31 protein-coding genes and 1 tRNA gene are annotated in these 26,757 nt (G+C 40.8%); 31 read left to right on the forward strand and 1 reads right to left on the reverse strand.

Translation table 11 applies throughout. From position 1 onward, the window contains the following. Positions 1–286 precede the first annotated feature (286 nt). The 18 genes from rplN (at position 287) to H4J62_RS16510 (ending at position 9,881) form a co-directional block, all read left to right on the forward strand. Positions 287–655, forward strand: coding sequence for a 50S ribosomal protein L14 (gene rplN / locus H4J62_RS16425; RefSeq protein ID WP_070375069.1), 369 nt, complete (start codon positions 287–289; stop codon positions 653–655). Positions 656–667: 12 nt separating this feature from the next. Beyond that, entirely contained in the window at positions 668–982 is a 315-nt protein-coding gene (gene rplX, locus H4J62_RS16430; protein WP_070375068.1) for a 50S ribosomal protein L24, read from the forward strand. Between the two features lie 15 nt (positions 983–997). After that, a complete protein-coding gene (gene rplE / locus H4J62_RS16435) occupies positions 998–1,543 on the forward strand; it encodes a 50S ribosomal protein L5 (RefSeq protein WP_070375067.1) in 546 nt (181 codons plus the stop codon). Positions 1,544–1,547: 4 nt separating this feature from the next. Next, positions 1,548–1,853: a 30S ribosomal protein S14 gene (gene rpsN / locus H4J62_RS16440; RefSeq protein ID WP_070375066.1), complete on the forward strand. Its 306-nt coding sequence runs from the start codon at positions 1,548–1,550 to the stop codon at positions 1,851–1,853. Between the two features lie 19 nt (positions 1,854–1,872). Then, a complete protein-coding gene (rpsH, locus tag H4J62_RS16445; RefSeq protein ID WP_146799770.1) occupies positions 1,873–2,262 on the forward strand; it encodes a 30S ribosomal protein S8 in 390 nt (129 codons plus the stop codon). Between the two features lie 10 nt (positions 2,263–2,272). Next, positions 2,273–2,806 carry a 50S ribosomal protein L6 gene (gene rplF, locus H4J62_RS16450; RefSeq protein ID WP_070375065.1) on the forward strand — a complete coding sequence of 178 codons (534 nt, stop codon included), beginning with the start codon at positions 2,273–2,275 and terminating at the stop codon, positions 2,804–2,806. A gap of 9 nt (positions 2,807–2,815) precedes the next feature. Beyond that, positions 2,816–3,169: a 50S ribosomal protein L18 gene (rplR, locus tag H4J62_RS16455; RefSeq protein ID WP_070375064.1), complete on the forward strand. Its 354-nt coding sequence runs from the start codon at positions 2,816–2,818 to the stop codon at positions 3,167–3,169. Between the two features lie 9 nt (positions 3,170–3,178). Beyond that, complete coding sequence (rpsE, locus tag H4J62_RS16460) at positions 3,179–3,688, forward strand: 30S ribosomal protein S5 (protein WP_070375063.1); 510 nt, start codon at positions 3,179–3,181, stop codon at positions 3,686–3,688. Positions 3,689–3,694: 6 nt separating this feature from the next. Beyond that, positions 3,695–3,874 carry a 50S ribosomal protein L30 gene (rpmD, locus tag H4J62_RS16465; RefSeq protein ID WP_070375062.1) on the forward strand — a complete coding sequence of 60 codons (180 nt, stop codon included), beginning with the start codon at positions 3,695–3,697 and terminating at the stop codon, positions 3,872–3,874. 2 nt (positions 3,875–3,876) lie between these two features. Further along, positions 3,877–4,311 carry a 50S ribosomal protein L15 gene (gene rplO, locus H4J62_RS16470; RefSeq protein WP_070375061.1) on the forward strand — a complete coding sequence of 145 codons (435 nt, stop codon included), beginning with the start codon at positions 3,877–3,879 and terminating at the stop codon, positions 4,309–4,311. Positions 4,312–4,317: 6 nt separating this feature from the next. Continuing rightward, positions 4,318–5,646 (forward strand): preprotein translocase subunit SecY, encoded by a 1,329-nt coding sequence (gene secY / locus H4J62_RS16475; protein ID WP_070375060.1) that lies wholly within the window; start codon positions 4,318–4,320, stop codon positions 5,644–5,646. Positions 5,647–5,684: 38 nt separating this feature from the next. Continuing rightward, on the forward strand, positions 5,685–5,798 hold the full coding sequence (rpmJ, locus tag H4J62_RS16480) for a 50S ribosomal protein L36 (protein WP_083277954.1): 114 nt from the start codon (positions 5,685–5,687) through the stop codon (positions 5,796–5,798). A gap of 158 nt (positions 5,799–5,956) precedes the next feature. Next, the gene (gene rpsM / locus H4J62_RS16485) at positions 5,957–6,313 is read left to right on the forward strand and encodes a 30S ribosomal protein S13 (protein ID WP_070375059.1); all 357 of its coding nucleotides are present in this window, start codon (positions 5,957–5,959) and stop codon (positions 6,311–6,313) included. Between the two features lie 13 nt (positions 6,314–6,326). Then, positions 6,327–6,716 (forward strand): 30S ribosomal protein S11, encoded by a 390-nt coding sequence (rpsK, locus tag H4J62_RS16490; protein WP_070375058.1) that lies wholly within the window; start codon positions 6,327–6,329, stop codon positions 6,714–6,716. A 33-nt stretch (positions 6,717–6,749) separates the two neighbouring features. Continuing rightward, positions 6,750–7,370 carry a 30S ribosomal protein S4 gene (gene rpsD, locus H4J62_RS16495; RefSeq protein ID WP_070375057.1) on the forward strand — a complete coding sequence of 207 codons (621 nt, stop codon included), beginning with the start codon at positions 6,750–6,752 and terminating at the stop codon, positions 7,368–7,370. Between the two features lie 24 nt (positions 7,371–7,394). Then, positions 7,395–8,384 (forward strand): DNA-directed RNA polymerase subunit alpha, encoded by a 990-nt coding sequence (locus tag H4J62_RS16500; protein ID WP_070375056.1) that lies wholly within the window; start codon positions 7,395–7,397, stop codon positions 8,382–8,384. Between the two features lie 42 nt (positions 8,385–8,426). After that, complete coding sequence (gene rplQ / locus H4J62_RS16505) at positions 8,427–8,831, forward strand: 50S ribosomal protein L17 (RefSeq protein ID WP_070375055.1); 405 nt, start codon at positions 8,427–8,429, stop codon at positions 8,829–8,831. Positions 8,832–8,981: 150 nt separating this feature from the next. Continuing rightward, positions 8,982–9,881, forward strand: a complete 900-nt coding sequence (locus tag H4J62_RS16510; RefSeq protein ID WP_070375054.1) for a phosphoribulokinase — start codon at positions 8,982–8,984, stop codon at positions 9,879–9,881. A 39-nt stretch (positions 9,882–9,920) separates the two neighbouring features. Here the strand turns inward: H4J62_RS16510 and H4J62_RS16515 are convergent, their stop codons facing one another. After that, positions 9,921–10,325: an OsmC family protein gene (locus H4J62_RS16515; protein WP_182217230.1), complete on the reverse strand. Its 405-nt coding sequence runs from the start codon at positions 10,323–10,325 to the stop codon at positions 9,921–9,923. A 251-nt stretch (positions 10,326–10,576) separates the two neighbouring features. On the opposite strand from H4J62_RS16515, the gene H4J62_RS16520 reads away from it, so the two are divergent. From H4J62_RS16520 to H4J62_RS16580, 13 genes are all read left to right on the forward strand, one after another. Beyond that, positions 10,577–10,653 (forward strand) — tRNA-Trp (locus H4J62_RS16520). Positions 10,654–10,740: 87 nt separating this feature from the next. Further along, positions 10,741–11,121 (forward strand): preprotein translocase subunit SecE, encoded by a 381-nt coding sequence (gene secE, locus H4J62_RS16525; RefSeq protein ID WP_070375052.1) that lies wholly within the window; start codon positions 10,741–10,743, stop codon positions 11,119–11,121. 2 nt (positions 11,122–11,123) lie between these two features. Next, on the forward strand, positions 11,124–11,720 hold the full coding sequence (gene nusG, locus H4J62_RS16530; protein ID WP_197517671.1) for a transcription termination/antitermination protein NusG: 597 nt from the start codon (positions 11,124–11,126) through the stop codon (positions 11,718–11,720). Positions 11,721–11,987: 267 nt separating this feature from the next. After that, positions 11,988–12,416, forward strand: a complete 429-nt coding sequence (gene rplK, locus H4J62_RS16535; RefSeq protein ID WP_070375051.1) for a 50S ribosomal protein L11 — start codon at positions 11,988–11,990, stop codon at positions 12,414–12,416. Positions 12,417–12,419: 3 nt separating this feature from the next. Further along, a complete protein-coding gene (rplA, locus tag H4J62_RS16540) occupies positions 12,420–13,124 on the forward strand; it encodes a 50S ribosomal protein L1 (RefSeq protein WP_070375050.1) in 705 nt (234 codons plus the stop codon). A gap of 299 nt (positions 13,125–13,423) precedes the next feature. Then, positions 13,424–13,918 (forward strand): 50S ribosomal protein L10, encoded by a 495-nt coding sequence (gene rplJ / locus H4J62_RS16545; RefSeq protein ID WP_182217228.1) that lies wholly within the window; start codon positions 13,424–13,426, stop codon positions 13,916–13,918. 114 nt (positions 13,919–14,032) lie between these two features. Beyond that, a complete protein-coding gene (gene rplL, locus H4J62_RS16550) occupies positions 14,033–14,392 on the forward strand; it encodes a 50S ribosomal protein L7/L12 (RefSeq protein ID WP_070375048.1) in 360 nt (119 codons plus the stop codon). A 259-nt stretch (positions 14,393–14,651) separates the two neighbouring features. Continuing rightward, positions 14,652–18,680, forward strand: coding sequence for a DNA-directed RNA polymerase subunit beta (rpoB, locus tag H4J62_RS16555; RefSeq protein ID WP_070375047.1), 4,029 nt, complete (start codon positions 14,652–14,654; stop codon positions 18,678–18,680). 101 nt (positions 18,681–18,781) lie between these two features. After that, positions 18,782–22,993, forward strand: coding sequence for a DNA-directed RNA polymerase subunit beta' (gene rpoC, locus H4J62_RS16560; RefSeq protein WP_070375046.1), 4,212 nt, complete (start codon positions 18,782–18,784; stop codon positions 22,991–22,993). Between the two features lie 186 nt (positions 22,994–23,179). Next, positions 23,180–23,554: a 30S ribosomal protein S12 gene (rpsL, locus tag H4J62_RS16565; RefSeq protein ID WP_011045492.1), complete on the forward strand. Its 375-nt coding sequence runs from the start codon at positions 23,180–23,182 to the stop codon at positions 23,552–23,554. A 116-nt stretch (positions 23,555–23,670) separates the two neighbouring features. Further along, the gene (rpsG, locus tag H4J62_RS16570; protein WP_070375045.1) at positions 23,671–24,144 is read left to right on the forward strand and encodes a 30S ribosomal protein S7; all 474 of its coding nucleotides are present in this window, start codon (positions 23,671–23,673) and stop codon (positions 24,142–24,144) included. 223 nt (positions 24,145–24,367) lie between these two features. Beyond that, positions 24,368–26,476, forward strand: coding sequence for an elongation factor G (gene fusA, locus H4J62_RS16575; protein ID WP_182217227.1), 2,109 nt, complete (start codon positions 24,368–24,370; stop codon positions 26,474–26,476). Positions 26,477–26,554: 78 nt separating this feature from the next. Continuing rightward, on the forward strand, positions 26,555–26,757 hold a 203-nt coding region (locus H4J62_RS16580), incomplete at its 3' end, for a GTP-binding protein (protein ID WP_259364653.1).

A 26,757-nucleotide genomic window follows, 5' to 3' on the forward strand; every position in this document is an offset into this window, starting at 1 on the left:
TATCACAGTGTGATAGGGTTTTTTTTTGCTTAAAATATTGCCGACAACTAATGGCTTGATGATGAGATGCCAATGGTGTTAAAGGATATTTTACTAGGGTGAATGCCTAGCAATTGTTTATTTTTTAACTAAATAAGGTATCACTTTCATTTTGGTGGTGTTATAATCTCGCGCCCTCCGAATTCGTCTGACGTTTTTATGGGGGCAGTAGAAGGCAGTGACGGGTCAAATTTCTGGCCTTAAATTATATCTAAGTTTGTTTAGATAAATAGCGGAGTAAAACTCAATGATCCAAATGCAATCACAACTGAACGTAGCTGATAACAGCGGCGCTCGACGTGTACAGTGTATAAAGGTTCTTGGTGGTTCGCACCGTCGCTACGCGCGTATCGGTGATATCATTAAAATTGCAGTGAAGGAATCAAATCCTCGCGGCAAAGTTAAAAAAGGTGATGTTCTGACTGCGGTAGTTGTGCGCACTAAGAAAGGTGTTCGTCGTTCAGATGGTTCAACCATCCGTTTTGATGAAAACGCGGCTGTAATGTTAAATGCTAACTTACAACCAATTGGTACTCGTATTTTCGGTCCAGTGACGCGTGAACTTCGTAATGAAAAGTTCATGAAAATCGTTTCACTTGCACCTGAAGTACTATAAGGAGTCACGATAATGGCATCTAAGATTCGTCGTGATGATGAAGTTATTGTACTAGCTGGCAAAGACAAGGGTAAGACTGGTAAAGTCACTAAAGTTCTTGTTGATGACGGCAAAGTATTTGTAGAAGGCATAAACTTGATCAAGAAACACACTAAGCCTGTACCTCAGTTACAGCAGCCTGGTGGAATTATTGAAAAAGAAGCTTCTTTACAAGTTTCAAACGTAGCGATTGTTAACCCTAAAACGGGTAAAGCAGATCGTGTAGGCTTTAGAATTGAAGACGGCAAAAAAGTTCGTTTCTTCAAATCTAACAACGAACTAGTTTAATTATTGGAGTAAACGATGGCGAAACTGCATGATTTTTACAAAGATACTGTTGTAAACGACCTTCAGAAGAAGTTCGAATACAAAAGTGTCATGCAAGTCCCTCGGATTGAAAAGATCACCCTTAACATGGGTGTTGGTGAAGCTATTGCTGATAAAAAAGTATTAGACCATGCCACAAATGATCTTACTGCAATCTCAGGTCAAAAACCAGTTACGACTGTAGCACGCAAATCTGTTGCGGGCTTTAAGATTCGTGAAGGTTATCCTATTGGTACAAAAGTAACTCTACGTGGCGAACGTATGTGGGAATTTTTAGAGCGTTTAATTTCGATCTCTATTCCTCGTATCCGCGATTTCCGTGGCTTAAACCCTAAGTCATTCGATGGCCGTGGTAACTACAGCATGGGCGTACGTGAGCAAATAATCTTCCCTGAAATCGATTACGATAAAATCGATAAAATTCGTGGGATGGATATTACTATCACTACTAGCGCGAAGAATAATGAAGAAGGACACGCATTGTTGTCTGCCTTTAGCTTCCCGTTTAAGAACAAGGTGTAGAGTTATGGCTAAAACGTCAATGAAAGCTCGTGAAGCTAAAAGAACCAAATTAGTAGCACAGTACGCTGAAAAGCGTAGTGCATTAAAAGCAATCATCTCTAACGATAATTCTTCTGAAGAAGATCGTTGGGATGCTGTATTGAAACTTCAAAGTTTACCTCGTGATTCATCAAGTAGTCGTCAACGTAACCGTTGTAACATTACTGGTCGTCCTCATGGTTTCTTACGTAAATTCGGTTTAAGCCGAATCAAATTGCGTGAAGCAATGATGCGTGGTGAAGTTCCAGGTCTTAAGAAAGCTAGTTGGTAATTCACGGGAGTAAATTGTTATGATGACTGATCCTATCGCGGATATGTTTACACGCATTCGCAACGGTCAATCTGCAGCAAAAGTTGCAGTTACAATGCCATCTTCTAAAGTAAAAGTTGCTATCGCAAACTTGCTTAAAGAAGAAGGTTATGTATCAGAGTTTTCAGTATCAGGCGAAGTTAAGCCTGAGTTATCTGTAACTTTGAAATATTTTGAAGGTAAAGAAGTAATTGAAACGATCAAGCGTGTTTCACGTCCTGGTCTTCGTATATACAAAAGCTGTGATGAACTTCCTAAAGTTCTTGCAGGTATGGGTATTGCGATCGTATCTACTTCTAAAGGTCTGATGACTGATCGCGCTGCTCGCTCTGCGGGTATCGGCGGTGAAATCATCGGTTTCGTAGCGTAAGGAGAAATATATGTCTCGTGTTGCAAAAGCACCTGTCGTTGTTCCTGCTGGCGTTACTGTTACGTTATCAGGTCAAGACATTATAGTTAAAGGTCCAATGGGCGAATTATCTCGCACGATCCATAGTGACGTTGTTATTTCTCAAGAAGAAAATAGCATCATTACTAATATCGTTGCCGATGTTAAAGGCGCTTGGGCTCAAGCCGGTACTACACGTGCTTTAATCCAGAATATGGTTGAAGGTGTAAGTACAGGTTATGTAAAAACATTGTTATTAAACGGTGTTGGTTATCGTGCAAAAGCTGATGGTAAGTCTTTAAACTTATCTTTAGGTTTATCACACCCAGTTAACCACGCAATCCCTGATGGGATTACTGTTGAAACTCCTAGTCAAACTGAAGTCATACTGAAAGGTGCTGATAAACAGTTGGTTGGTCAAGTTGCTGCAGACATTCGTTCTTACCGTAAGCCAGAGCCTTATAAAGGTAAAGGTATACGTTATAGTGACGAGCATGTTCGCCGTAAAGAAGCTAAGAAGAAGTAGGATAATACTATGGATAAGAAAACATCTCGTTTGCGCCGCGCTAAACGCGCTCGTGCAAAAATTAGCGAGTTGGGTGCGAATCGTTTAGTTGTATTTCGTACTCCTCGCCATATTTACGCGCAATTGATCGCTCCAACGGGTTCTGAAGTTATCGCATCTGCGTCTACTTTAGACAAAGAAATCAGTGCTCAGTTAGATAAAACAGGTAACGTTGCCGCAGCAACTGCAGTCGGTACAGCAATTGCTGAACGTGCAGTAGCTAAAGGGATCACTAGCATTGCTTTTGATCGCTCTGGTTTCCGTTATCATGGTCGCGTAAAAGCGTTAGCAGAAGCAGCTCGTGAAGCTGGTCTGCAGTTCTAGGAGTTGATAATGGCTAATCATAATCAAGAAAACTCACAACAAAGTGATATGGCTGAAAAGCTAATTGCCGTTAACCGCGTTTCAAAAGTGGTTAAAGGTGGTCGCATATTCAGTTTCACTGCACTTACAGTAGTTGGTGATGGTGCTGGACGCGTTGGTTTTGGATACGGTAAAGCACGTGAAGTGCCTGCTGCAATCCAGAAAGCAATGGAAAAAGCACGCCGTAACATAGTAACCGTAGATTTGAAGGGTACTACTCTTCAGCATGTCATTATTGGCAAGCATTCTGGTTCTAAAGTTTACATGCAACCAGCTTCTGAAGGTACAGGTATCATCGCCGGTGGCGCGATGCGTGCAGTACTAGAAGTTGCAGGTGTTCAGAACGTATTGTCAAAAGCATACGGTTCTACTAACCCGATCAACGTAGTTCGTGCTACTGTTTCAGCTCTTGCGAATATGAAATCGCCGGCAGGTGTTGCAGCTAAGCGTGGCAAAACCGTTGCAGACATACTGGGGTAATTGAGCATGGCTAAAACAGTAAAAGTAACTCAAATGAAAAGTTCTATCGGTCGTTTACCGAAGCATAGAGCTACATTAAGAGGTCTTGGATTACGTCGTATCCGTCATACAGTAGAGTTAGAAGACACTCCATCTGTACGCGGTATGATTAACACAGTATCTTATATGGTTAAGGTGGAGGATTAATTATGCATTTAAATACTTTATCTCCTGCACCAGGTGCAAAGAAAGCTAAGAAGCGCTGTGGGCGTGGTATTGGTTCTGGCATTGGTAAAACAGGCGGACGTGGCCACAAAGGTCAGAAGTCTCGTTCTGGCGGTAGTGTACGTCCAGGTTTCGAAGGTGGTCAAATGCCATTGAAACAACGTTTACCTAAGTTTGGTTTCACGTCACGTAAATCTTTAGTTCGCGCTGAAGTACGTTTACATGAACTAAACAACATCACAGGTGATGTTGTCGATATCTTTGCTCTTAAAGATGCAAACCTAATTACACGTAACATCAAAACAGCAAAAATTATGTTGTCTGGTGATATTAACCGTCCAATTACGGTTCGTGGTTTAGGTGTTACTAAAGGCGCACGTGCAGCTATTGAAGCTGCTGGCGGAAAAATCGAGGAATAGTACAGCATGGCTACACCAGGAATGGCTCCTTCAAAAGGTAGTAAAGGCGCAGGCGGAATGTCTGAGCTCAAGCAAAGATTATGGTTTGTTCTCGGCGCACTAATTGTGTTCCGTTTAGGATCATTTGTGCCAATCCCTGGTATTGACGCCGCTGTATTAGCTCAGTTGTTTGAACAACAAAAGGGCACCATCGTAGAAATGTTTAACATGTTCTCTGGTGGTGCACTTGAGCGAGCCTCTGTATTGGCACTTGGTATTATGCCGTACATCTCAGCTTCAATTATCATGCAATTGCTTACTGTGGTTCATCCCGCAATGGCAGAGCTGAAAAAAGAAGGTGAAGCTGGACGTCGTAAGATCAGTCAATACACCCGCTACGGCACGTTAGTTCTAGCGACAGTACAATCAATTGCAATTGCAAGAAGTTTACCAGGAATGATGCCGGGTCTAGTAATGGACGCAGGTTTTGGTTTCTACTTTGCCGCTGTAGTAAGTTTAGTAACCGGTACCATGTTTTTAATGTGGTTAGGTGAACAAATTACTGAACGTGGTATTGGTAACGGTATATCTATCTTAATATTTGCAGGTATTGTTGCTGGCATGCCTTCAGCTGTTGCACAAACAGCAGAGATGGCGCGTCAAGGTGAATTGCACTTATTAGTATTATTGCTGATGTGTGTCATAGTATTCGCTGTAACCTTTTTTGTAGTATTTGTAGAACGTGGTCAACGACGTATTGTTGTTAACTACGCTAAGCGTCAGCAAGGCCGTAAGGTTTTCGCCGCGCAAAGCACGCATTTACCGCTTAAAGTTAATATGGCTGGTGTTATACCACCTATCTTTGCATCAAGTATTATCTTGTTCCCCGGCACTCTAGCGAGTTGGTTTGGACAAGGTGAAGGTGCAGTTGCTGACTTTCTACAAGAAGTATCTATTGCTATTTCTCCAGGTCAGCCGTTGTACGTTATGTTACTTGCCGCAGCGATAATATTTTTCTGTTTCTTCTACACGGCTCTTGTTTTCAATCCGCGTGAAACAGCAGATAACCTAAAAAAATCAGGTGCGTTTATTCCTGGGATTCGTCCTGGTGAGCAAACGTCTAAATATATAGATAAAGTGATGACACGCTTAACCTTAGCGGGTGCGTTGTATATTACCTTTATCTGTTTGGTACCTCAGTTCATGATCATCGCATGGGACGTTCAGTTCTACTTCGGTGGTACATCATTACTAATTATAGTAGTGGTTATTATGGACTTTATGGCACAAGTACAAACGCATATGATGTCTCATCAATATGACAATGTGCTTAAGAAAGCTAACTTAAAAGGTTAGGTCGTTAGACTTAACTCAATAGGTAAACGGAGTATAAAATGAAAGTACGTGCATCCGTAAAAAAGATTTGTCGTAATTGTAAAGTGGTTAAACGCAAAGGCGTAGTACGCATTCTTTGTGTAGAACCAAAGCACAAACAAAGACAAGGTTAAGCTTAGATTCATCTAAGCTGACAGCAATATCTTTTAGAAGTAGCATTGTGCAGAGATTTCTGTATAATGCCGCTTCGATTTGCAGAAAAGAAGACGGGTTGGGTATCCTAACGGGCTTTCCAACCTGATAATTTTAACCTTAAATAGGAGATGTGTTAGTGGCCCGTATCGCTGGCATTAACATCCCTGATCGTAAGCATGCAGTAATCGCCATTACTGCGATTTTCGGTATCGGAGCGACTCGCGCAAAAGCAATTTGTGCAGCAGCAGGTATCGCAGAATCAACGAAGATCAGTGAATTAGACGAAGCAAAAATAGATTTGCTACGTGCTGAAGTGGATAAATACACCGTAGAAGGTGATTTACGCCGTGAAGTTTCAATGAATATTAAACGTCTTATGGATTTAGGTTGTTACCGTGGCATACGCCATCGTCGCAGTCTTCCATTACGTGGTCAACGCACTAAAACTAATGCGCGCACCCGTAAAGGTCCTCGTAAGCCAATTAAGAAGTAAGAGGAACTAGACAATGGCTAAAACACCTGTACGTACGCGTAAACGCGTTAAAAAACAAGTTGCTGATGGCATGGCTCATATCCACGCCTCTTTCAACAACACAATCGTAACTCTTACAGATCGTCAAGGTAATGCTTTATCTTGGGCAACTGCAGGTGGTTCAGGTTTCCGTGGTTCACGTAAATCTACCCCATTTGCTGCTCAGGTAGCTGCAGACCGCGCTGGCGCCGCTGCAAAAGAGTTTGGTTTGAAGAATATTGAAGTTTTCGTTAAAGGCCCTGGACCAGGACGTGAGTCTGCAATCCGTGCCCTAAATGCTGCTGGTTTTAAAATCACCAACATTACTGACGTTACGCCTATTCCTCATAATGGTTGTCGTCCTCCTAAGAAACGTCGCGTTTAATCGTACTTTTTTTAGGATAGTTGGAGAAAGAAAATGGCTAGATATTTAGGTCCTAAGTTAAAGCTTAGTCGTCGCGAAGGAACAGATTTGTTCCTTAAAAGCGGTGTTAGAGCAATTGACACTAAATGTAAAATCGAAACAATACCAGGTCAGCACGGCGCACGTCGCGGTCGTTTGTCTGATTACGGTATTCAACTTCGTGAAAAACAAAAAGTTCGTCGTATTTATGGCGTACTAGAAAAGCAATTCCGTAATTACTACAAAGAAGCGGCTCGTTTGAAAGGTAATACAGGTGAAAACTTGTTACAACTTTTAGAGATTCGTCTTGATAACGTAGTATACCGTATGGGCTATGCAAGCACTCGTGCTGAAGCTCGTCAACTAGTTAGCCATAAAGCTATCGTAGTAAACGGCGTAGTTGTTAATATTCCATCTTTCAATGTTAAAGCTGAAGATGCAGTTTCTATTCGTGAGAAATCTAAAACTCAAGCGCGTATCATCGCTGCTTTAGAATTAGCTGAGCAACGTGAGAAGCCAGTCTGGGTTGAAGTAGATAACAAGAAACTTGAAGGCGTTTTCAAACGTGTTCCTGATCGTTCTGACTTGTCTGCCGAAATTAATGAACAGTTAATTGTTGAACTTTACTCTAAGTAAAGTAGCACTTAAGAGAGGAAATATATGCAGGGTTCTGTAACCGAATTCCTTAGACCGCGATTGGTTGGTATTGAAACCATTAGCGCGACTCGTGCTAAGGTAACTTTAGAGCCATTAGAGCGTGGTTTTGGTCATACTTTAGGTAATGCTTTACGTCGCATTCTTCTATCTTCAATGCCAGGTTGTGCTGTAACTGAAGTTGAGATTGACGGCGTTCTACACGAATACAGTAGTAAAGAGGGTGTGCAAGAAGACATCATCGAAATATTGTTGAACCTTAAGGGATTAGCTATAAGTTTAGAAGGTAAAAACGAAGCTGTTATTACTTTAACTAAATCCGGTGAAGGCCCTGTAACGGCAGCTGATATCCAACATGACGGAGATGTAACAATCGCAAATCCTAATCATGTAATCTGTAATTTAACAGGTGAAGGTTCTATCAGCATGCGCATCAAAATTGAAATGGGACGTGGTTATGTTCCTGCTTCAGTTAGACGCGATGCCGAGGATGAAGATCGTGCAATCGGACGTTTGTTAGTTGATGCTTCGTTCAGTCCAGTTGTAAGAATTGCCTACGATGTTGACTCTGCCCGAGTAGAACAGCGTACTGATTTAGACAAACTTGTACTTGATATGGAAACCAATGGTACATTGGATCCAGAAGAAGCTATTCGTCGTGCTTCAACAATTTTAGCTGAACAGCTAGATGCGTTTGTAGAATTGCGTGATATTAAAGAAGTAGAGCCAAAAGAAGAGAAACCTTTATTTGACCCTATTTTGCTTCGTCCAGTTGATGATCTTGAATTAACAGTTCGTTCAGCAAACTGCTTAAAAGCAGAAGCAATTCAATACATTGGCGATTTAGTACAGCGTGCAGAAGTTGAGCTTCTTAAAACACCTAATTTAGGTAAGAAGTCTTTAACAGAAATCAAAGACGTTTTGGCGTCTCGTGGTTTATCTTTAGGTATGCGCCTTGAAAATTGGCCGCCTGAAAGCATCGCTGATAACGACTAATTCGTTTATCGTTTTTTAATAGTTTGAGAGAAGGATTAACTTATGCGCCATCGTCAAAGCGGTCGCCAGTTAAACCGTAATAGCAGTCATCGTCAAGCGATGTTCCGTAATATGGCAAGTTCACTAGTTAAGCACGGCGTTATTAAAACGACTGTAGCTAAAGCTAAAGAACTACGTCGCGTTGTAGAGCCACTGATTACATTGGCCAAGACCGACAGTGTTGCAAATCGCCGTTTAGCGTTTGCTCGTACACAAGATAAAGAAGTAGTAGGTATTTTATTTAACGAACTTGGTGCACGTTACCAAGAACGTCCAGGTGGATATACTCGCATTTTAAAATGTGGTTTCCGTACTGGTGATAAAGCGCCTATGGCTTATGTTGAATTAGTAGACCGTCCTGCATCAGATGTTGTTGCAGAAGAAGTTGAAGAGTCAGCAGAAGCTTAATTTAGCCTAGCTAAATTTGCTTTAAAATTAAAAACGGAGCTTCGGCTCCGTTTTTGTTTTTAAAAATAATGATAATCAACCCTAGTGTAAACTTGACCAACCTTAAAATTCTCCGTATAACATTTAACCCCACTCTTAAGAGAATCAATTATGTCATCACGTAATCCTATCATTGCTGTAACCGGATCATCAGGAGCAGGTACATCGACAACGATAGAGTCGTTTGCACATATATTTCGTTCATTAGGTATCACTCCAGCTACGGTTGAAGGAGATAGTTTTCATCGGTACTCTCGACAAGAAATGGACCTCGAAAAGCGTAAGGCGAGAGAAGACAGAAGAAACATTAGTTATTTTGGTGATGAAGCTAACGATTTCGACGCCTTAGAAAAACTTTTCAGCACTTATTCTGAAACGGGTAAAGGCCAAATGCGTCGATACCTACACACTTTTGATGAAGCCGTTCCCTATAACCAAATGCCGGGTACGTTTACACCCTGGGAAAAACTCGGTGATGGCACTGACTTACTATTCTATGAAGGGTTACATGGCGGCGTGGTCACTGAAAAAAATGACGTAGCAAAACATGTCGACTTGTTAATTGGTATGGTACCGATAGTTAACTTAGAGTGGATACAGAAAATAATACGCGATACTAATCAACGTGGACATAGCCGAGAAGCGGTAACAGCAAGTATAGTGCGTAGTATGGAAGACTATATTTCTTACATAACACCACAGTTTTCAAAGACACATATCAATTTCCAGCGCGTACCGACAGTAGATACCTCGAACCCTTTTAGTGCTAAAGCGATACCAAGTCTTGATGAGAGTTTTGTGGTGATACGCTTTCGCGAAGCTACCGGGGTTGACTTTCCTTACTATTTATCGATGATTGACGGTGCCTTTATGTCACGTATCAATACCTTAGTTGTGCCGGGTGGGAAAATGGGGCTTGCCATGGAATTACTGTTAACACCATTGATCAGAGATTTAATGGAGAAAAAGCACCGCGCCAATAAGCAATTAGATTGGATGACTGATTTGTAGTAAATTGTGCTGTAACGTAAATTACAGCACATCGTGTATTTACTCTTCGACTATTTCAAAGTCATGGGTGATTCGTACAGTGTTATGTAGCATCAATGCTACTGAACAGTATTTGTCAGCAGAGAGTTTAACGGCGCGCTCGACGTGTTTTGCTGAAACTTCCTGACCTGTTATCACAAAGTGCAGATGAATATCAGAAAACAGTTTCGGCACTGAGTCTACACGCTTAGCTTCAATATCCACTTTACAACCACTGACGTTTTGCCTAGATTTATCAAGAATACTGACAACATCTACTGAGGAACAAGCCCCCAATGAAATCAATACATTCTCTAGCGGGCTAGGGGCAGATGCACCGGCGTTAGCGTCCAAAACAATCGTATGACCACTTTGCGAAGTACCCATAAATAATTCTTCACCCATCCATTTTACACTTGCTTTCATTGTTAGACCTTATATCTACTTATTAATGGGTAATATATTAACGTGCATCGTCTGAAATTTACTAGTGCTTCACCTAGATAATCAGAAAAAGAACCTTGAAGCCAACAAACAGCAGACAAAAGAAAATATCACTTGAGAAAAGTAATATCATTAGTATAATGGCGCCTCACTTCTTGAGTCTCTTTAAATTCCCAAACAAACTAAGATTCACCAGAAAAGTGTAACTCTTCATCTTAGATGGAAAGTAAACTAGGGGTATAGTTCCAATTGGTAGAACAGCGGTCTCCAAAACCGACGGTTGGGAGTTCGAATCTCTCTACCCCTGCCATATTTTATAAAGTATTTTTTAATACTTTTGAAGTAACTTCAGTGATGAAGTTAACATGCCATAGGCAAATATTTACAGGTCAATATTATGAATGCAAGTACAGAAAGCCAGCCAAACGGATCTCTTGATTCGCTAAAATGGATGATCGTTATCCTGCTTTTAGCCGGAGTCGTTTTCGCCAATTATTTTTACGGTGATGAATCCGTTTTATACCGTGCGATAGGTGCCGTTGTCGGTATCGTTATTGCTGGTGTAATCGCCATGCAAACTGTTAAAGGTCACAACGCCGTTGCATTTGCGAAAGAATCACGTACTGAAATTCGTAAAGTTGTTTGGCCAACACGCCAAGAAGCGATACAAACTACAGGTATCGTATTGTTCGCTACTTTTATTATGTCTTTAGTGATGTGGGGACTTGATTCTACGCTATTTTGGGTAGTTGGCTTTATTACAGGTTTGAAGGTGTAATCATGACTGAAGAAATTTTATCTCCTGAAGAGAATGAACAAAACGAAGAAAAAGCAATTAACACAAACCCAAAATTACGTTGGTATGTTGTACAAGCTTTTTCTGGCTATGAAGGACGCGTGCAAAAAACATTGGTTGAGCATATCGAAATTCAAGGATTGCATGAAAAGTTTGGTCAAATTCTTGTGCCTACCGAAGAAGTCGTTGAAATGCGTGCCGGTCAAAAGCGTAAGAGTTCACGTAAGTTTTTCCCTGGCTATGTATTAGTACAAATGGAAATGGATGTTGAAGCCTGGCATTTAGTTAAAAGTGTGCCACGAGTTTTAGGTTTTATCGGTGGTACCAGTGATCGCCCAGCACCTATTTCACAAAAAGAAGCTGACCGTATTTTACAAAGACTAGAAGATACCGACAAGCCTCGTCCTAAAACATTGTTTGAGCCCGGCGAAGTGGTTCGTGTTATTGATGGCCCATTTGCTGACTTTAACGGTGTTGTTGAAGAATTAGATTACGATAAAAACCGTATTAAAGTATCGGTATTAATCTTTGGTCGTTCAACCCCAGTAGATTTAGAGTTCGGACAAGTCGAAAAAGGCTAACCACTCAGTAATAAATAATAATTCGAAAAGGCTAGAGATGAGAATCTCTAGCCTTTTTTGTTATATCAATATAATCCATTCAACTACCCCTGAAGCCATATAAATAAGAATTTCATTAAAGTCTTGTGTAAAAGGGCTTTTTTAATATATAATCCGCTGCCTATTTTTTTTAAGTGACTTCGTCGTTTAGGAAAAAGTAAGGATAATCGAACAACGGGGAGCTGAATTAAATTTTAGCGTTAACACCCAAACTAAAGGTATTGAAAAATGGCTAAGAAAGTCCAAGCTCTAATCAAGCTACAAGTTGCTGCTGGTGCAGCAAACCCGTCACCGCCAGTTGGTCCTGCTTTAGGTCAACACGGTGTGAATATCATGGAATTTTGTAAGGCGTTCAACGCAAAAACAGAATCTTTAGAAAAAGGCGCTCCAGTACCAGTAGTTATTACTGTATACAGCGATCGTTCTTTTACATTTGAAACAAAAACACCACCTGCTTCTTACTTATTGAAAAAAGCAGCTGGCATCAAAAGCGGTTCTGGCCGTCCTAACACTGACAAAGTGGGTACTGTTACTACAGCTCAACTTGAAGAAATTGTTAAGACAAAAGAAGCTGACTTAACTGCTGGTTCTATGGAAGCTGCAGTGCGTACCATTGCGGGTTCTGCTCGTTCAATGGGTTTAGTGGTAGAGGACTAATCAATGACTAAATTAACGAAACGCGCTCGTCTAATCCGTGAAAAAGTAGACGTATTAAAAGATTATGATATTGCTGAAGCCATTTCTTTATTAAAAGAACTTGCTACTGCAAACTTCCGTGAAAGTGTAGATGTTGCTGTAAATCTTGGCATCGATGCTCGTAAATCAGACCAAAACGTACGTGGCGCAGCTGTATTACCAAATGGTACTGGCCGTGATGTTCGTGTTGCTGTATTTACACAGGGCGCAAATGCTGAGAAAGCGAAAGAAGCTGGTGCTGACATCGTAGGTATGGAAGATTTAGCTGAATTAGTTAAAAAAGGCGAGATGAACTTTGATGTTGTAATCGCTTCTCCAGATGCTATGCGTGTTGTTGGTCAACTTGGTCAGATTTTAGGCCCACGTGGTTTAATGCCTAACCCTAAAGTTGGTACTGTAACACCAGACGTTGTAACCGCTATTAACAATGCAAAATCGGGCCAGATCCGTTACCGCAATGATAAAAACGGTATCATCCATACTACTATTGGTAAGGCTGATTTCGACGATGCTAAATTACAAGAAAACCTAGAGTTTTTATTGGAAGCTTTAAAGAAAGCTAAACCAGCAAATGCTAAAGGTCAGTACATTAAGAAACTTTCTATCTCAACTACTATGGGCGCCGGTGTATCGGTAAACCAAGCTAGTTTGACAGCAGTTTCTAAGTAAAGTCACATTTTTTGCACTTTACAAGGGTTAAATTATAGACTATAATTTCGCCCTTAAAAATTTTGGTAGGTGTTGTTTTATTCTTTTAGAAGTTTAAACAACCCCGTCAAAGACCGTAGGAGTTTATGAGGTAATTATTTACTTTAATAGACTTAATTTTTCCTACGTAGATGGTGATTACCCAGTATTTCCTAATTCTGGTCCTCGCCGTAACGGCCTAGTTTACTTTCTTTAAAAGAATATAAACTAGGGATAGTAAATACCGGTTTATTTAACCGGTGAACCAGGAGTTAAAGCCAATGGCTATCAATCTTGATGACAAAAAGGCAATTGTTGCTGAAGTTCAAGAAGCTGCTAGTGGCGCTCACTCAGTTGTAATCGCGGATGCCCGTGGTGTTGGAGTGGAAGCAATTACTGCATTGCGTAAGCAAGCACGTGAAAGTGGTGTATGGATGAAAGTTGTCCGTAACACATTAGCACGTCGTGCAGTAAAAGGTACTCAATTTGAATGTGTTTCTGACGTATTCAAAGGACCTTCATTAATTGCTTTTTCATCTGATCACCCAGGTGCCGCTGCACGTTTATTCACAGCCTTCGCTAAATCTAACGAAGCCTTTGATTTAAAAGCAGCTGCATTTGAAGGTAATTCAGTAGACGTAAATGTGTTAGCTAAGCTACCTACTTACGACGAAGCGATTGCACGTTTAATGAGCGCAATGAAAGAAGCATCTGCAGGCAAATTAGTCCGCACGATTGCTGCAGTACGCGATCAGAAAGAACAAGAAGCCGCTTAATAATTGTTTACCTCTGCTATTACTTAAACATAGGCAGAGCACAATTCGCACTTTTTGTATTTATAGTTATTTCAAACAGCCAAAGGCTGTTTATTAAAAAACAGGAAATTTAAAATGTCTATTTCTAAAGACGATATCCTAAACGCAGTTGCTGACATGTCAGTAATGGACGTTGTTGCTTTAATCGAAGCAATGGAAGAAAAATTTGGCGTATCTGCATCAGCTGCTGTTGCCGCTGCTGGACCAGCTGAAGCTGTTGAAGAGCAAAGCGAATTCAACGTTGTTATGACTAGCTTCGGTGAGAAGAAAGTTGCAGTAATCAAAGCAGTTCGTGGCGCTACAGGTTTAGGCCTTAAAGAAGCTAAAGACTTAGTTGAAGCTCTTGGCGTTGTTAAAGAAGGCGTTGACAAAGCTGAAGCTGAAGCTCTTAAGACTCTTCTTGAAGAAGCTGGCGCTTCTGTTGAGATCAAATAATCTGTTTTTAAACAGATTATTTGCCTGAAAAGGCAATGGCTGGTGACTTTAAAGTCACCGGCCTTTTTGCGCTAAAGAAAGTGGTTTTTTTTAAACCAAAAAGTGCATAATTGGTACTAAATGTATTAAGTATCATTGCAATATCCTGTCTGATACCAATTGGATTAGCTAACACAAAGTATGAAGCTATACTGAAGTTGTCTAGTCCAATTGGTATTTTAAAGGCAGATCGGCCATAACCAGCAAGCTGAGGAACCCCATGGTTTACTCTTACTCCGAAAAGAAACGTATTCGCAAGGACTTTGGTAAAAGCATACAAGTAATGGATTATCCATTCTTGTTATCAATCCAACTCGAATCTTTCCGTAAGTTTATTGATATTGATCCAACAGGTGAAACAGGCCTAGAGGCTGCGTTTCATTCTATTTTCCCAATTAAAGCTTACTCTGGTAGCTCAGAGTTACAATATGTGAGCTACAGACTTGGCGAACCGTTATTTGATGTCAAAGAATGTCAAATCCGCGGTGTAACCTATTCTGCGCCGCTTCGCGTTAAATTACGTTTAGTAGTTTACGATAAAGAAGCGCCAGCAGGCACAGTTAAAGATATCAAAGAACAAGAAGTATACATGGGTGAAATCCCATTAATGACAGACAACGGTACGTTTGTTATTAATGGTACTGAGCGTGTTATTGTTTCGCAATTACATCGTTCTCCAGGTGTGTTTTTCGATCATGATAAAGGTAAAACACACTCATCTGGTAAAGTATTATATAACGCACGCGTTATTCCTTACCGTGGTTCTTGGTTAGATTTTGAGTTTGATCCTAAAGATAATTTATTTGTACGTATTGACCGTCGTCGTAAATTACCGGCGTCAATCATTTTACGTGCCTTAGAGTATTCTACTGAAGAAATTCTAGACATGTTCTATGACACCACTGACTTTTCAATCAAAGGCGATAAGTTGATCATGGATTTAATCCCTGAGCGCTTACGCGGTGAAACGGCAACGTTTGACATTTGTTTGAAAAATGGTGATGTATTAGTAGAACAAGGTCGTCGCATTACTGCACGTCATATTCGTTCATTGTCGAAAGAAAATCTTGAAAAGCTAGAAGTCCCAGCTGAGTACATCGTAGGTAAAGTTTTATCTAAAGCTTACATCGATGAGTCTACTGGTGAAGTTATTGCTGAAGCCAATGCTGAAATAACATTAGAGTTATTAGCAGAGCTAAGCCAAGCTGGCCATAAAGTTCTTTCTACCTTATATATGAATGAATTCGATGTTGGTTCATACATGTCTGACACTATTCGTGTTGATGGTACTTCAAACAAGCTAGAAGCTTTAGTTGAAATATACCGCATGATGCGCCCAGGCGAGCCACCAACGAAAGATGCAGCAGAAACGTTATTTACTAACTTGTTTTTTGCTCCAGAACGCTATGATTTATCAACCGTTGGTCGAATGAAGTTCAACCGTCGTGTTGGCAATTCAGACGATGTTGGAAGTGGCATTTTATCTAACGATGACATTATTTCAGTAATGAGAACCTTAATCGCCATTCGTGACGGTAAAGGCGAGACTGATGATATCGATCACTTAGGTAACCGTCGTATTCGCTCTGTTGGCGAAATGGCAGAAAACCAATTCCGTGTTGGTCTAGTACGTGTTGAACGTGCTGTACGTGAACGTTTAAGTCTTGGTGACTTAGACGCTATCATGCCACAAGACCTAATCAACGCTAAGCCTATCTCTGCGGCTGTGAAAGAATTTTTCGGTTCTTCACAATTGTCACAGTTTATGGATCAAAACAACCCGTTATCAGAAGTGACGCATAAACGTCGTATCTCCGCATTAGGCCCAGGTGGTTTGACGCGTGAACGTGCTGGTTTTGAAGTTCGAGATGTACATCCGACCCATTATGGTCGTGTATGTCCTATCGAAACGCCGGAAGGTCCAAACATTGGTTTGATTAACTCATTGTCGTGTTATGCACGTACAAACGATTACGGTTTCTTAGAAACTCCATATCGTAAAGTAGTTGATGGTTTAGTCACTGATGATATTGATTATTTATCAGCAATTGAAGAAGGTAACTTCGTTATTGCCCAAACTACAGCTCCGGTTGATAGTGAAGGTAAGTTAGTAGACGGCTTAGTACAATGTCGTCACAAAAACGAATTTACATTAATCTCGGCAGAACAAGTCCAATACATGGATGTTTCGCCACAGCAGATTATTTCAGTTGCAGCAAGTTTAATTCCGTTCCTTGAGCACGATGATGCTAACAGAGCCCTGATGGGTTCAAACATGCAACGTCAAGCCGTACCAACTCTTATCGTTGATAAGCCGTTAGTCGGTACAGGTATGGAAAAAGTTGTAGCTGTTGATTCAGGTGTAACTGCTGTTGCAAAACGTGGTGGTGTAGTCAGCTATGTTGACGCTTCTCGTATTGTTGTTAAAGTTAATGAAGACGAAATGCATGCTGGTGAAGCCGGTATTGATATTTATAACTTAACTAAATATACGCGTTCAAACCAAAATACATGTATCAACCAACGTCCACAGTGTCGTATGGGTGAACCTGTTACACGTGGTGATGTTTTAGCTGATGGTCCTTCAACGGACATGGGTGAATTAGCCCTAGGTCAAAACATGCGTATAGCGTTTATGCCTTGGAATGGTTACAACTTCGAAGATTCAATGTTGTTATCTGAACGTGTTGCTACAGAAGATCGTTTCACTACAGTTCATATTCAAGAATTAACCTGTATAGCACGAGACACTAAATTAGGTAGTGAAGAAATTACTTCTGATATTCCTAATGTTGGTGAATCAGCTCTATCTAAATTAGATGAAGCGGGTGTTGTTTACATCGGTGCTGAAGTTAATGGTGGCGACATCTTAGTGGGTAAAGTTACTCCTAAAGGTGAAACACAATTAACACCAGAAGAAAAACTATTACGTGCTATTTTCGGTGAAAAAGCAGCTGACGTTAAAGACAGCTCTTTACGTGTACCTAATTCAGTTAAAGGTACTATCATCGACGTTCAAATCTTCACCCGTGACGGTGTAGAAAAAGATAAGCGCGCTGTTGAAATTGAAGAATTACAACTTAAAGAAGTTAAGAAAGATTTAGGCGATGAATTTAGCATCTTAGAAGATGGTATTTATGCTCGTGCTAAAAACCTTCTTTTATCTGCTGGCTTAAACGAATCAGACATTAATAGTATGTCTCGTGCAAATTGGTTAGTTCAAAACTTGTCTGACGAAGGTCAACAATCCGAGCTTGAACAAATTGCTGAGCAATACGACAATATTAAAGCTGATTTCGATAAGAAGTTTGAAATTAAACGTCGTAAGATCACCCAAGGTGCTGATTTAGCTCCAGGTGTTCTTAAAATTATCAAAGTTTACTTAGCGATAAAACGCCACATCCAACCGGGTGATAAAATGGCCGGTCGTCATGGTAACAAAGGTGTTATTTCAAACGTCGTTCCAGTAGAAGATATGCCTTACGATCAATATGGTGTTCCTGTTGATGTGGTACTTAACCCGTTAGGTGTACCATCACGAATGAACATTGGTCAGATCTTAGAAACTCATCTAGGTATGGCGTGTCGTGGTATTGGCGAAAAAATCAACCGTATGTTGGAAGCGCAACAAGAAATTCATAAACTACGTAACTTCATTCAAGAAGTTTACAATGTTGGTGAATCTCGTCAAGTTGTTGACATCGCGAGCTTCTCTGATGATGAAGTGATGCGTTTAGCTAATAACTTACGTGCCGGTCTTCCTATTGCTACTCCAGCATTTGATGGTGCAGCAGAGAAAGAAATCAAAGAGATGTTTAGACTTGCTGATATGCCTGAAAGCGGTCAGTTTATCTTAACTGACGGTCGTACTGGTCGTGAATTTGAACGTCCTGTAACGGTTGGCTACATGTATATGTTAAAACTTAACCATTTGGTTGATGACAAAATGCATGCACGTTCTACTGGCTCTTACTCATTAGTAACGCAACAACCTCTTGGCGGTAAAGCGCAATTTGGTGGTCAACGTTTCGGTGAGATGGAAGTATGGGCACTAGAAGCATACGGTGCTGCTTATACGCTACAAGAAATGTTAACGGTTAAATCTGATGATGTTAACGGTCGTACTAAGATGTATAAAAACTTAGTAGACGGTGATCACAGAATGGAGCCAGGCATTCCTGAATCATTCAACGTATTGTTGAAAGAAATTCGTTCGTTAGGTATTAACATCGAATTAGATCAGGACTAGCTTCCAAAGCTGCATGCTGACTATCAAATTGATGAGTCAGTACACGGAGAAAGCAGGCAACTGCTTTCTCTTTAAGGTTTAACTCCGACAGGAGAAGAAGTGTGAAAGATTTACTTAAGTTTCTTAAGCAACAAAATCAAACAGAAGAGTTCGATGGTATACGTATCGGACTAGCCTCACCAGATCAGATTCGTTCTTGGTCATTTGGTGAAGTAAAAAAACCTGAAACGATTAACTACCGTACGTTCAAACCAGAACGTGACGGTCTATTTTGTGCGCGTATTTTTGGTCCAGTAAAAGATTACGAATGTCTTTGTGGCAAATACAAGCGTTTAAAGCATCGTGGTGTTATTTGTGAAAAATGTGGCGTTGAAGTTACATTAACAAAAGTTCGTCGTGACCGTATGGGTCATATCGAATTAGCAAGCCCAGTTGCACATATCTGGTTCTTAAAATCATTACCTTCGCGTATTGGTTTATTACTTGATATGACACTTCGTGATATCGAACGTGTTCTTTATTTTGAATCTTATGTTGTTACTGAACCTGGTATGACAACATTAGAAAAAAGCCAAATTCTAACTGAAGAAGAATATCTTGATGCTTTAGAAGAGCATGGTGATGAATTTGACGCATTAATGGGTGCTGAAGCTGTTTTAGCTTTACTACAACAAATCGATTTAGAAGGCGAAGTAGCGCAAATGCGTGAAGAGCTTCCTGAAATTGGTAGTGAAACTAAGCGTAAAAAAGTCACTAAGCGTTTAAAATTAATGGAAGCATTCGCCGCTTCAGGTAATAAGCCTGAGTGGATGATTATGAACGTACTACCCATTTTACCGCCGGATTTACGTCCGTTAGTACCTTTGGATGGTGGCCGTTTTGCTACGTCTGATTTGAACGATTTATACCGTCGTGTTATTAACCGTAACAACCGTTTAAAACGTCTTCTTGACTTAGTTGCTCCAGATATTATCGTACGTAACGAAAAACGTATGTTACAAGAATCTGTTGATGCACTTCTTGATAACGGTCGTCGTGGTCGCGCAATTACCGGTTCTAACAAACGTCCTCTTAAATCTCTTGCCGATATGATTAAAGGTAAGCAAGGTCGTTTCCGTCAGAATCTATTGGGTAAACGTGTTGATTACTCTGGTCGTTCTGTAATTACTGTTGGTCCTACACTGCGTTTACACCAGTGTGGTTTACCGAAAAAAATGGCACTTGAATTATTCAAACCATTTATTTACGGTAAATTAGAAGCTCGTGGTTTAGCGACTACGATTAAAGCGGCTAAAAAATTAGTTGAACGTGAAGGCGCTGAAGTTTGGGATGTACTTGACGAAGTTATTCGTGAACATCCAGTTATGCTTAACCGTGCACCAACACTTCACAGACTAGGTATCCAAGCGTTTGAACCTGTTCTAATTGAAGGTAAAGCAATTCACTTGCATCCTCTAGTTTGTGCAGCATACAACGCCGATTTCGATGGTGACCAAATGGCGGTACACGTACCGTTAACTATCGAAGCGCAAATGGAAGCTCGTACCTTAATGATGTCTACCAATAACGTGTTATCACCAGCAAACGGTGAGCCGATTATTGTACCATCACAAGATGTTGTTTTAGGCTTGTACTACTTAACACGTGACCGTGTTAATGGTTTAGGTGAAGGCATGGTTTTTGCTGACACTAAAGAAGCTGAAAAAGCTTACCGCACAGGTGTTGCAGAACTTCACGCCCGTGTAAAAATTCGTATCACTGAATACTTTAAAGACGAAGAAGGTAACTTTACTGTTCCTAAAACGACTTTACGTGATACCACGGTAGGTCGAGCCATTATGTGGCAGGTTTGTCCAAAAGGTATGCCTTACGATCTAATCGATCAACCGCTTGGCAAAAAACCAATTTCGAAATTAATTAACCACGCTTACCGTAACTTAGGTTTGAAAGAAACGGTTATTTTTGCTGACCAAATCATGTACACAGGTTTCCATTACGCGATGATCGCGGGTTGTTCTGTTGGTATTGATGATATGGTTATTCCTGCGGCTAAATACACTATTATCGAAGAGTCGGAAGAAGAAGTTGCTGAAATCCAAACTCAATTCGAGCAAGGTTTAGTTACTCAGGGCGAAAAATATAACAAAGTTATTGATATTTGGTCATCTGCCAACGAGAAAATCTCTAAAGCGATGATGGACAATTTATCAAAAGAAACTGTTATTAACCGTGACGGCGTGCCAGAAGAACAAGATTCATTTAACTCTATCTACATGATGGCTGACTCGGGTGCTCGTGGTAGTGCTGCTCAGATCCGTCAGTTAGCGGGTATGCGTGGCTTGATGGCTAAACCAGATGGTTCTATCATCGAAACGCCAATCAAAGCTAACTTCCGTGAAGGTTTGAACGTATCTGAATACTTCATCTCAACTCACGGTGCGCGTAAAGGTCTTGCCGATACTGCACTTAAAACAGCTAACTCGGGTTACTTAACTCGTCGTTTAGTTGATGTTGCACAAGATTTGGTTGTGACTGAACATGATTGTGGTACTTTCGACGGTCTACAAATGACACCACTAATCGAAGGTGGCGATGTTGTTGAACCATTAAGAGAACGTGTTCTTGGTCGTGTTGTTGCTGAAGATGTTATCAAGCCGGGTACTGACGAAGTTTTATTACCTCGTAACACGCTAATTGACGAAGCTTTATGTGATTTCATTGAAGAAAACTCAATTGATCAAATGAAAGTACGTTCAATTATTACCTGTAAAACCGATTTTGGTATTTGTGCTCATTGTTACGGTCGTGATTTGGCTCGTGGCCATATGATCAACCAAGGTGAAGCTATTGGTGTTGTTGCAGCACAATCAATCGGTGAACCTGGTACACAGCTTACCATGCGTACGTTCCACATCGGTGGTGCCGCATCGCGTGCTTCTGCTGAAAACAACGTACAAGTTAAAAACACAGGTACTTTGAAACTTCAAAATGCTAAGTTTGTAACTAACTCTGAAGATCATCTTGTTATTACCTCACGTTCATCTGAAATGACGGTAATTGATGAGCTAGGTCGTGAGAAAGAACGCTATAAAGTGCCTTACGGTACTGTGCTTTCTAAGAAAGATGGTGGTTCAATTGTTGCCGGTGAAATCATCGCTAACTGGGACCCGCATACTCACCCTATTATTACGGAAGTAGCAGGTAAAGTTCAGTTCGTTGATCTTTCTGATGGCGTGACTATGGTTCGTCAAACTGATGATCTGACTGGTCTTTCAAGTATTATTGTTACTGACGCAGGTCAACGTAATGCAACGGGTAAAGAAATGCGCCCAGCATTGAAACTTGTTGATGCTAACGGTGAAGAAGTTATGATTGCCGGGACTGAAATCCCAGCACTTTACTACTTACCGGGTAATGCGATTGTTAACTTAGAAGATGGCGCGGATGTAAACATTGGTGATGCACTTGCTCGTATACCACAAGCAAGTTCTAAAACTCGTGATATAACCGGTGGTCTTCCACGTGTTGCTGATTTATTTGAAGCACGTAAGCCTAAACTTCCTGCAATTCTTGCTGAGAAAACAGGTGTTGTTGCTTTCGGTAAAGAAACCAAAGGTAAAGTGCGCTTATTAATCACTCAACCTAGCGGTGAAGTATACGAAGAGATGATCCCTAAAACGCGTCTTTTGAATATCTATGAGGGTGAGCCAGTAATCAAAGGTGAAGTTATTGCCGATGGTCCTGAGTCTCCGCATGATATCTTGCGTTTACGTGGTGTTGCACCTGTTGCTAATTACATTGTTAACGAAGTACAAGAAGTATATCGTTTACAAGGTGTAAAAATTAACGACAAGCACATCGAAGTTATCGTCCGTCAAATGATTCGCAAGTGTGAAATCTTAGACGCGGGTGATAGTGATTTCTTGAAAGGCGAACAAGTAGAAGTAGCGCGTGTTAATATTTCAAACCGCGAGCTTGAATCTGCTGGTAAGCAACCTGCTGAATACGAAATGCAAATGATGGGTATTACTAAAGCATCATTAGCAACTGAATCGTTTATTTCAGCGGCATCTTTCCAAGAAACAACACGTGTACTTACTGAAGCTGCTGTTGCAGGTAAGAAAGATAAGTTACGTGGCTTGAAAGAAAACGTTATCGTTGGTCGTTTGATCCCAGCGGGTACAGGTTATTCGTACCATCAGGAACGTGCTAAACGTAAACTACAAGCAAAAATGCCTGCTGTTGAAGAAGTCGCTGTTTCAGCTGACGATGCAGCACAAGCATTAACTGACGCACTAAATGCTAGTGATTAAGTAAAAAATATAGCGTTAATGGCCTGTGCTACTTGACAGGCCATAGCTTGACCTATAGAATTCCGCGACCCTATATCCTGTACTGTTTATGTATAGCATTTAAGGTAGCGGATTTTCACGTTTATAAGGGTGTAAATTTCTCATTGATTGGAATTTACACAAGTTTAACTAATCGGGAGCTATTTAATGGCAACTATTAACCAATTAGTACGTAAACCACGTGTAAGACAAGTAACTAAAAGTAACGTTCCAGCGTTACAAGCTTGTCCACAACGTCGTGGCGTATGTACTCGTGTGTATACAACTACACCGAAAAAACCTAACTCAGCACTTCGTAAAGTTGCTCGTGTTCGTTTAACTAACGGCTTCGAAGTAACTTCATACATCGGTGGTGAAGGACATAATTTACAAGAGCATAGCGTTATTTTAATACGCGGTGGCCGTGTAAAAGATTTACCGGGTGTGCGTTATCACACCGTTCGTGGCGCGCTTGATTGTTCAGGTGTAAGCGACAGAAGACAAGGCCGTTCTAAATACGGTGCTAAACGACCTAAATCTTAAGTTTTCCTCTCTAACTCCTTATAGATAGGAAGAGAAAAAAACGTTAAGTAAGGCCAAATAAGAAATTTTTAAATTTATATATTTTGGATTAATCCTGAATACTACGGAGAATTAAGATGCCAAGAAGACGCGTCGTAGGGCAACGTAAAATATTGCCAGATCCTAAGTTCCATAACGAACTTTTAGCAAAATTCATCAACATCCTTATGGTTGATGGTAAAAAATCTACTGCAGAAAAAATTGTTTACGGTGCATTAGACATTTTAACTGAAAAAAACAGCGAGAAAACTCACTTAGAGCTTTTCGAAACTGCTTTAGATAATATCCGCCCATCTGTCGAAGTTAAATCTCGTCGTGTTGGTGGTTCTACTTATCAAGTACCAGTTGAAGTTCGTCCAGTTCGTCGTAATGCTCTAGCCATGCGTTGGTTAGTTGAAGCAGCTCGTAAACGTGGTGAAAAATCAATGGCTCAGCGCCTAGCTAACGAAATGTTAGATGCGTCTGACAGCAAAGGTTCAGCGGTTAAGAAACGTGAAGACGTTCACCGTATGGCTGATGCTAACAAAGCGTTCGCTCACTACCGCTGGTAAGCTAGCAGTTTTGAATGGATGTATGATTTACCCTTTGCATATGCTTAGGGTAAATACATGGCTAGCAAGAGTTTCTCTTGCTAGCCATACTAACTTTTACGGACTGATGCTTTGCGCAGTTCAAAAAGTATTAAACAGTAGTATTAAACAAATACTCACCGCTTACGCGAATATTTATTTAATAGTACTAATTATTAGTGACTAAGAATTAGAGGATTTCATTTTGGCACGTATCACCCCTATTGAGCGCTACCGTAACATTGGTATCTGTGCGCACGTAGATGCTGGCAAAACGACAACCACAGAACGTGTTTTGTTTTACACGGGTCTTTCTCACAGAATTGGTGAAGTGCACGATGGTGCTGCAACCATGGACTGGATGGAACAAGAGCAAGAGCGTGGTATTACCATTACCTCAGCTGCGACAACTTGTTTCTGGAAAGGCATGGACGGCCAATTTGTTGACCACCGTATTAATATTATCGATACTCCTGGTCACGTTGATTTTACCATTGAAGTTGAGCGCTCTTTGCGTGTCCTCGATGGTGCTGTATTAGTTTTATGTGCCTCTTCAGGTGTTCAACCGCAAACAGAAACTGTTTGGCGTCAAATGGAAAAGTATGCCGTTCCACGCATTGTTTTTGTTAACAAAATGGACCGCACTGGCGCAGACTTTCTTTCTGTTGTTGGTCAGCTAAAAGCACGTCTAAAAGCAAATGCAGTTCCTATTCAGTTACCTATTGGTTCAGAAGAAGATTTTAAAGGTGTTATAGACCTTGTTAAAATGAAAGTGATCAACTGGAGTGAAGACGATCACGGCATGACTTTTACTTATTCAGCAATACCTACCGATATGCAAGACCTTGCCGATGAATGGCGTGAGAATATGATATCGGAAGCGGCTGAAGTGTCAGACGAGTTAATGGAAAAATACCTTGAAGATGGCGATTTGACAGAAGATGAAATCAAGTCAGCACTTCGACAACGTACCCTTAATAATGAAATCATTCTTTGTACTTGTGGCTCTGCTTTTAAAAATAAAGGCGTACAAGCTGTTTTAGATGCCGTTATTGACTATTTACCCTCACCAACGGAAGTTGCTGCTATTACGGGTATTAGTGATGACAAGAATGAAACACCGGCAACGCGTGCCGCAGATGATAGTGCGCCATTTTCCGCGTTAGCCTTTAAAATTGCCACTGACCCTTTTGTTGGTACGTTAACCTTCTTCCGCGTCTATTCCGGAGTAGTTAAAACAGGCGATAGTGTCTTTAATCCAATTAAAGGCAAGAAAGAACGTCTCGGTCGTCTAGTGCAAATGCATGCCAATGACCGTCAAGAAATTAAAGAAGTTCGTGCTGGTGATATCGCTGCAGCCATCGGTTTAAAAGATGTGACTACGGGTGAAACACTGTGTGATGCCAATCACGTAATAACACTTGAGAAAATGGAATTTCCAGATCCGGTAATTTCAATAGCCGTTGAGCCAAAAACCATTGCTTCTCAAGACAAGTTAGCCCTAGCCTTAAGTAAATTATCAGCTGAAGATCCTTCGTTTAAGGTCGCTACTGATGATGAAACGGGTCAAACGATCATTTCCGGTATGGGTGAGCTACACTTAGACATTATCGTCGAGCGCATGAAACGAGAGTTTGGCGTTGAATGTAATGTCGGTAAGCCACAAGTTGCTTATCGTGAAACTATTCGTTCTACGGTTGAAGTAGAAGGTAAATTTATTCGACAATCAGGTGGTAAAGGCCAATTTGGTCACGTTTGGTTGAAAATGGAACCCTTACCAGAAGGTGGTGGTTTCGAATTTGTTAACGAAATTGTTGGCGGTACTGTTCCTAAAGAATATATACCTGCCATTGAAAAAGGCTGTTTTGAGCAAATGGATAGTGGTGTATTAGCCGGTTATCCAATGCTTGATGTTAAAGTAACACTTTATGACGGTTCTTTTCATGACGTTGACTCTAATGAAATGGCGTTTAAAGTTGCTGCTTCAATGGGCTTTAGAGAAGGGGCGTTAAAAGCTACGCCGACACTTCTAGAACCTATGATGAAAGTAGAAGTAACTACGCCAGAAGAAAACATGGGTGATGTCGTTGGCGATTTAAATCGTCGTCGCGGTATGATCGATGGCATGGACGAAGGTCCTGCTGGCTCTAAGATAGTGAATGCAATAGTACCACTGTCTGAAATGTTTGGTTATGCTACTGCATTACGCAGTGCAACACAGGGCCGCGCCTCTTATTCGATGGAATTTTTACAATACAGTGAAGCTCCTAAGAATGTAGTTGCGGCAATAACAGAATCTCTTGGAATCTCGTAAGACACTCACTTATAGTTAGTGAAAGTCTAGCTCGGTCATCTTGGCTGCGCTTTTAATAAACTTTAAGGTAATTGAAAAATGGCTAAAGCAAAATTTGAACGTTTAAAACCGCATGTTAACGTTGGTACTATCGGTCACGTCGATCACGGTAAAACAACTTTAACAGCTGCTATCTCTGCAGTATTAACTAAAGTACACGGTGGTGAAGTTAAAGATTTCGCACAAATCGATAATGCTCCTGAAGAGCGTGAGCGTGGTATTACAATCAATACTTCTCACAT

The organism is Colwellia sp. BRX8-5 (genome assembly GCF_014077325.1).
Taxonomy (GTDB): Bacteria; Pseudomonadota; Gammaproteobacteria; order Enterobacterales; family Alteromonadaceae; genus Colwellia_A.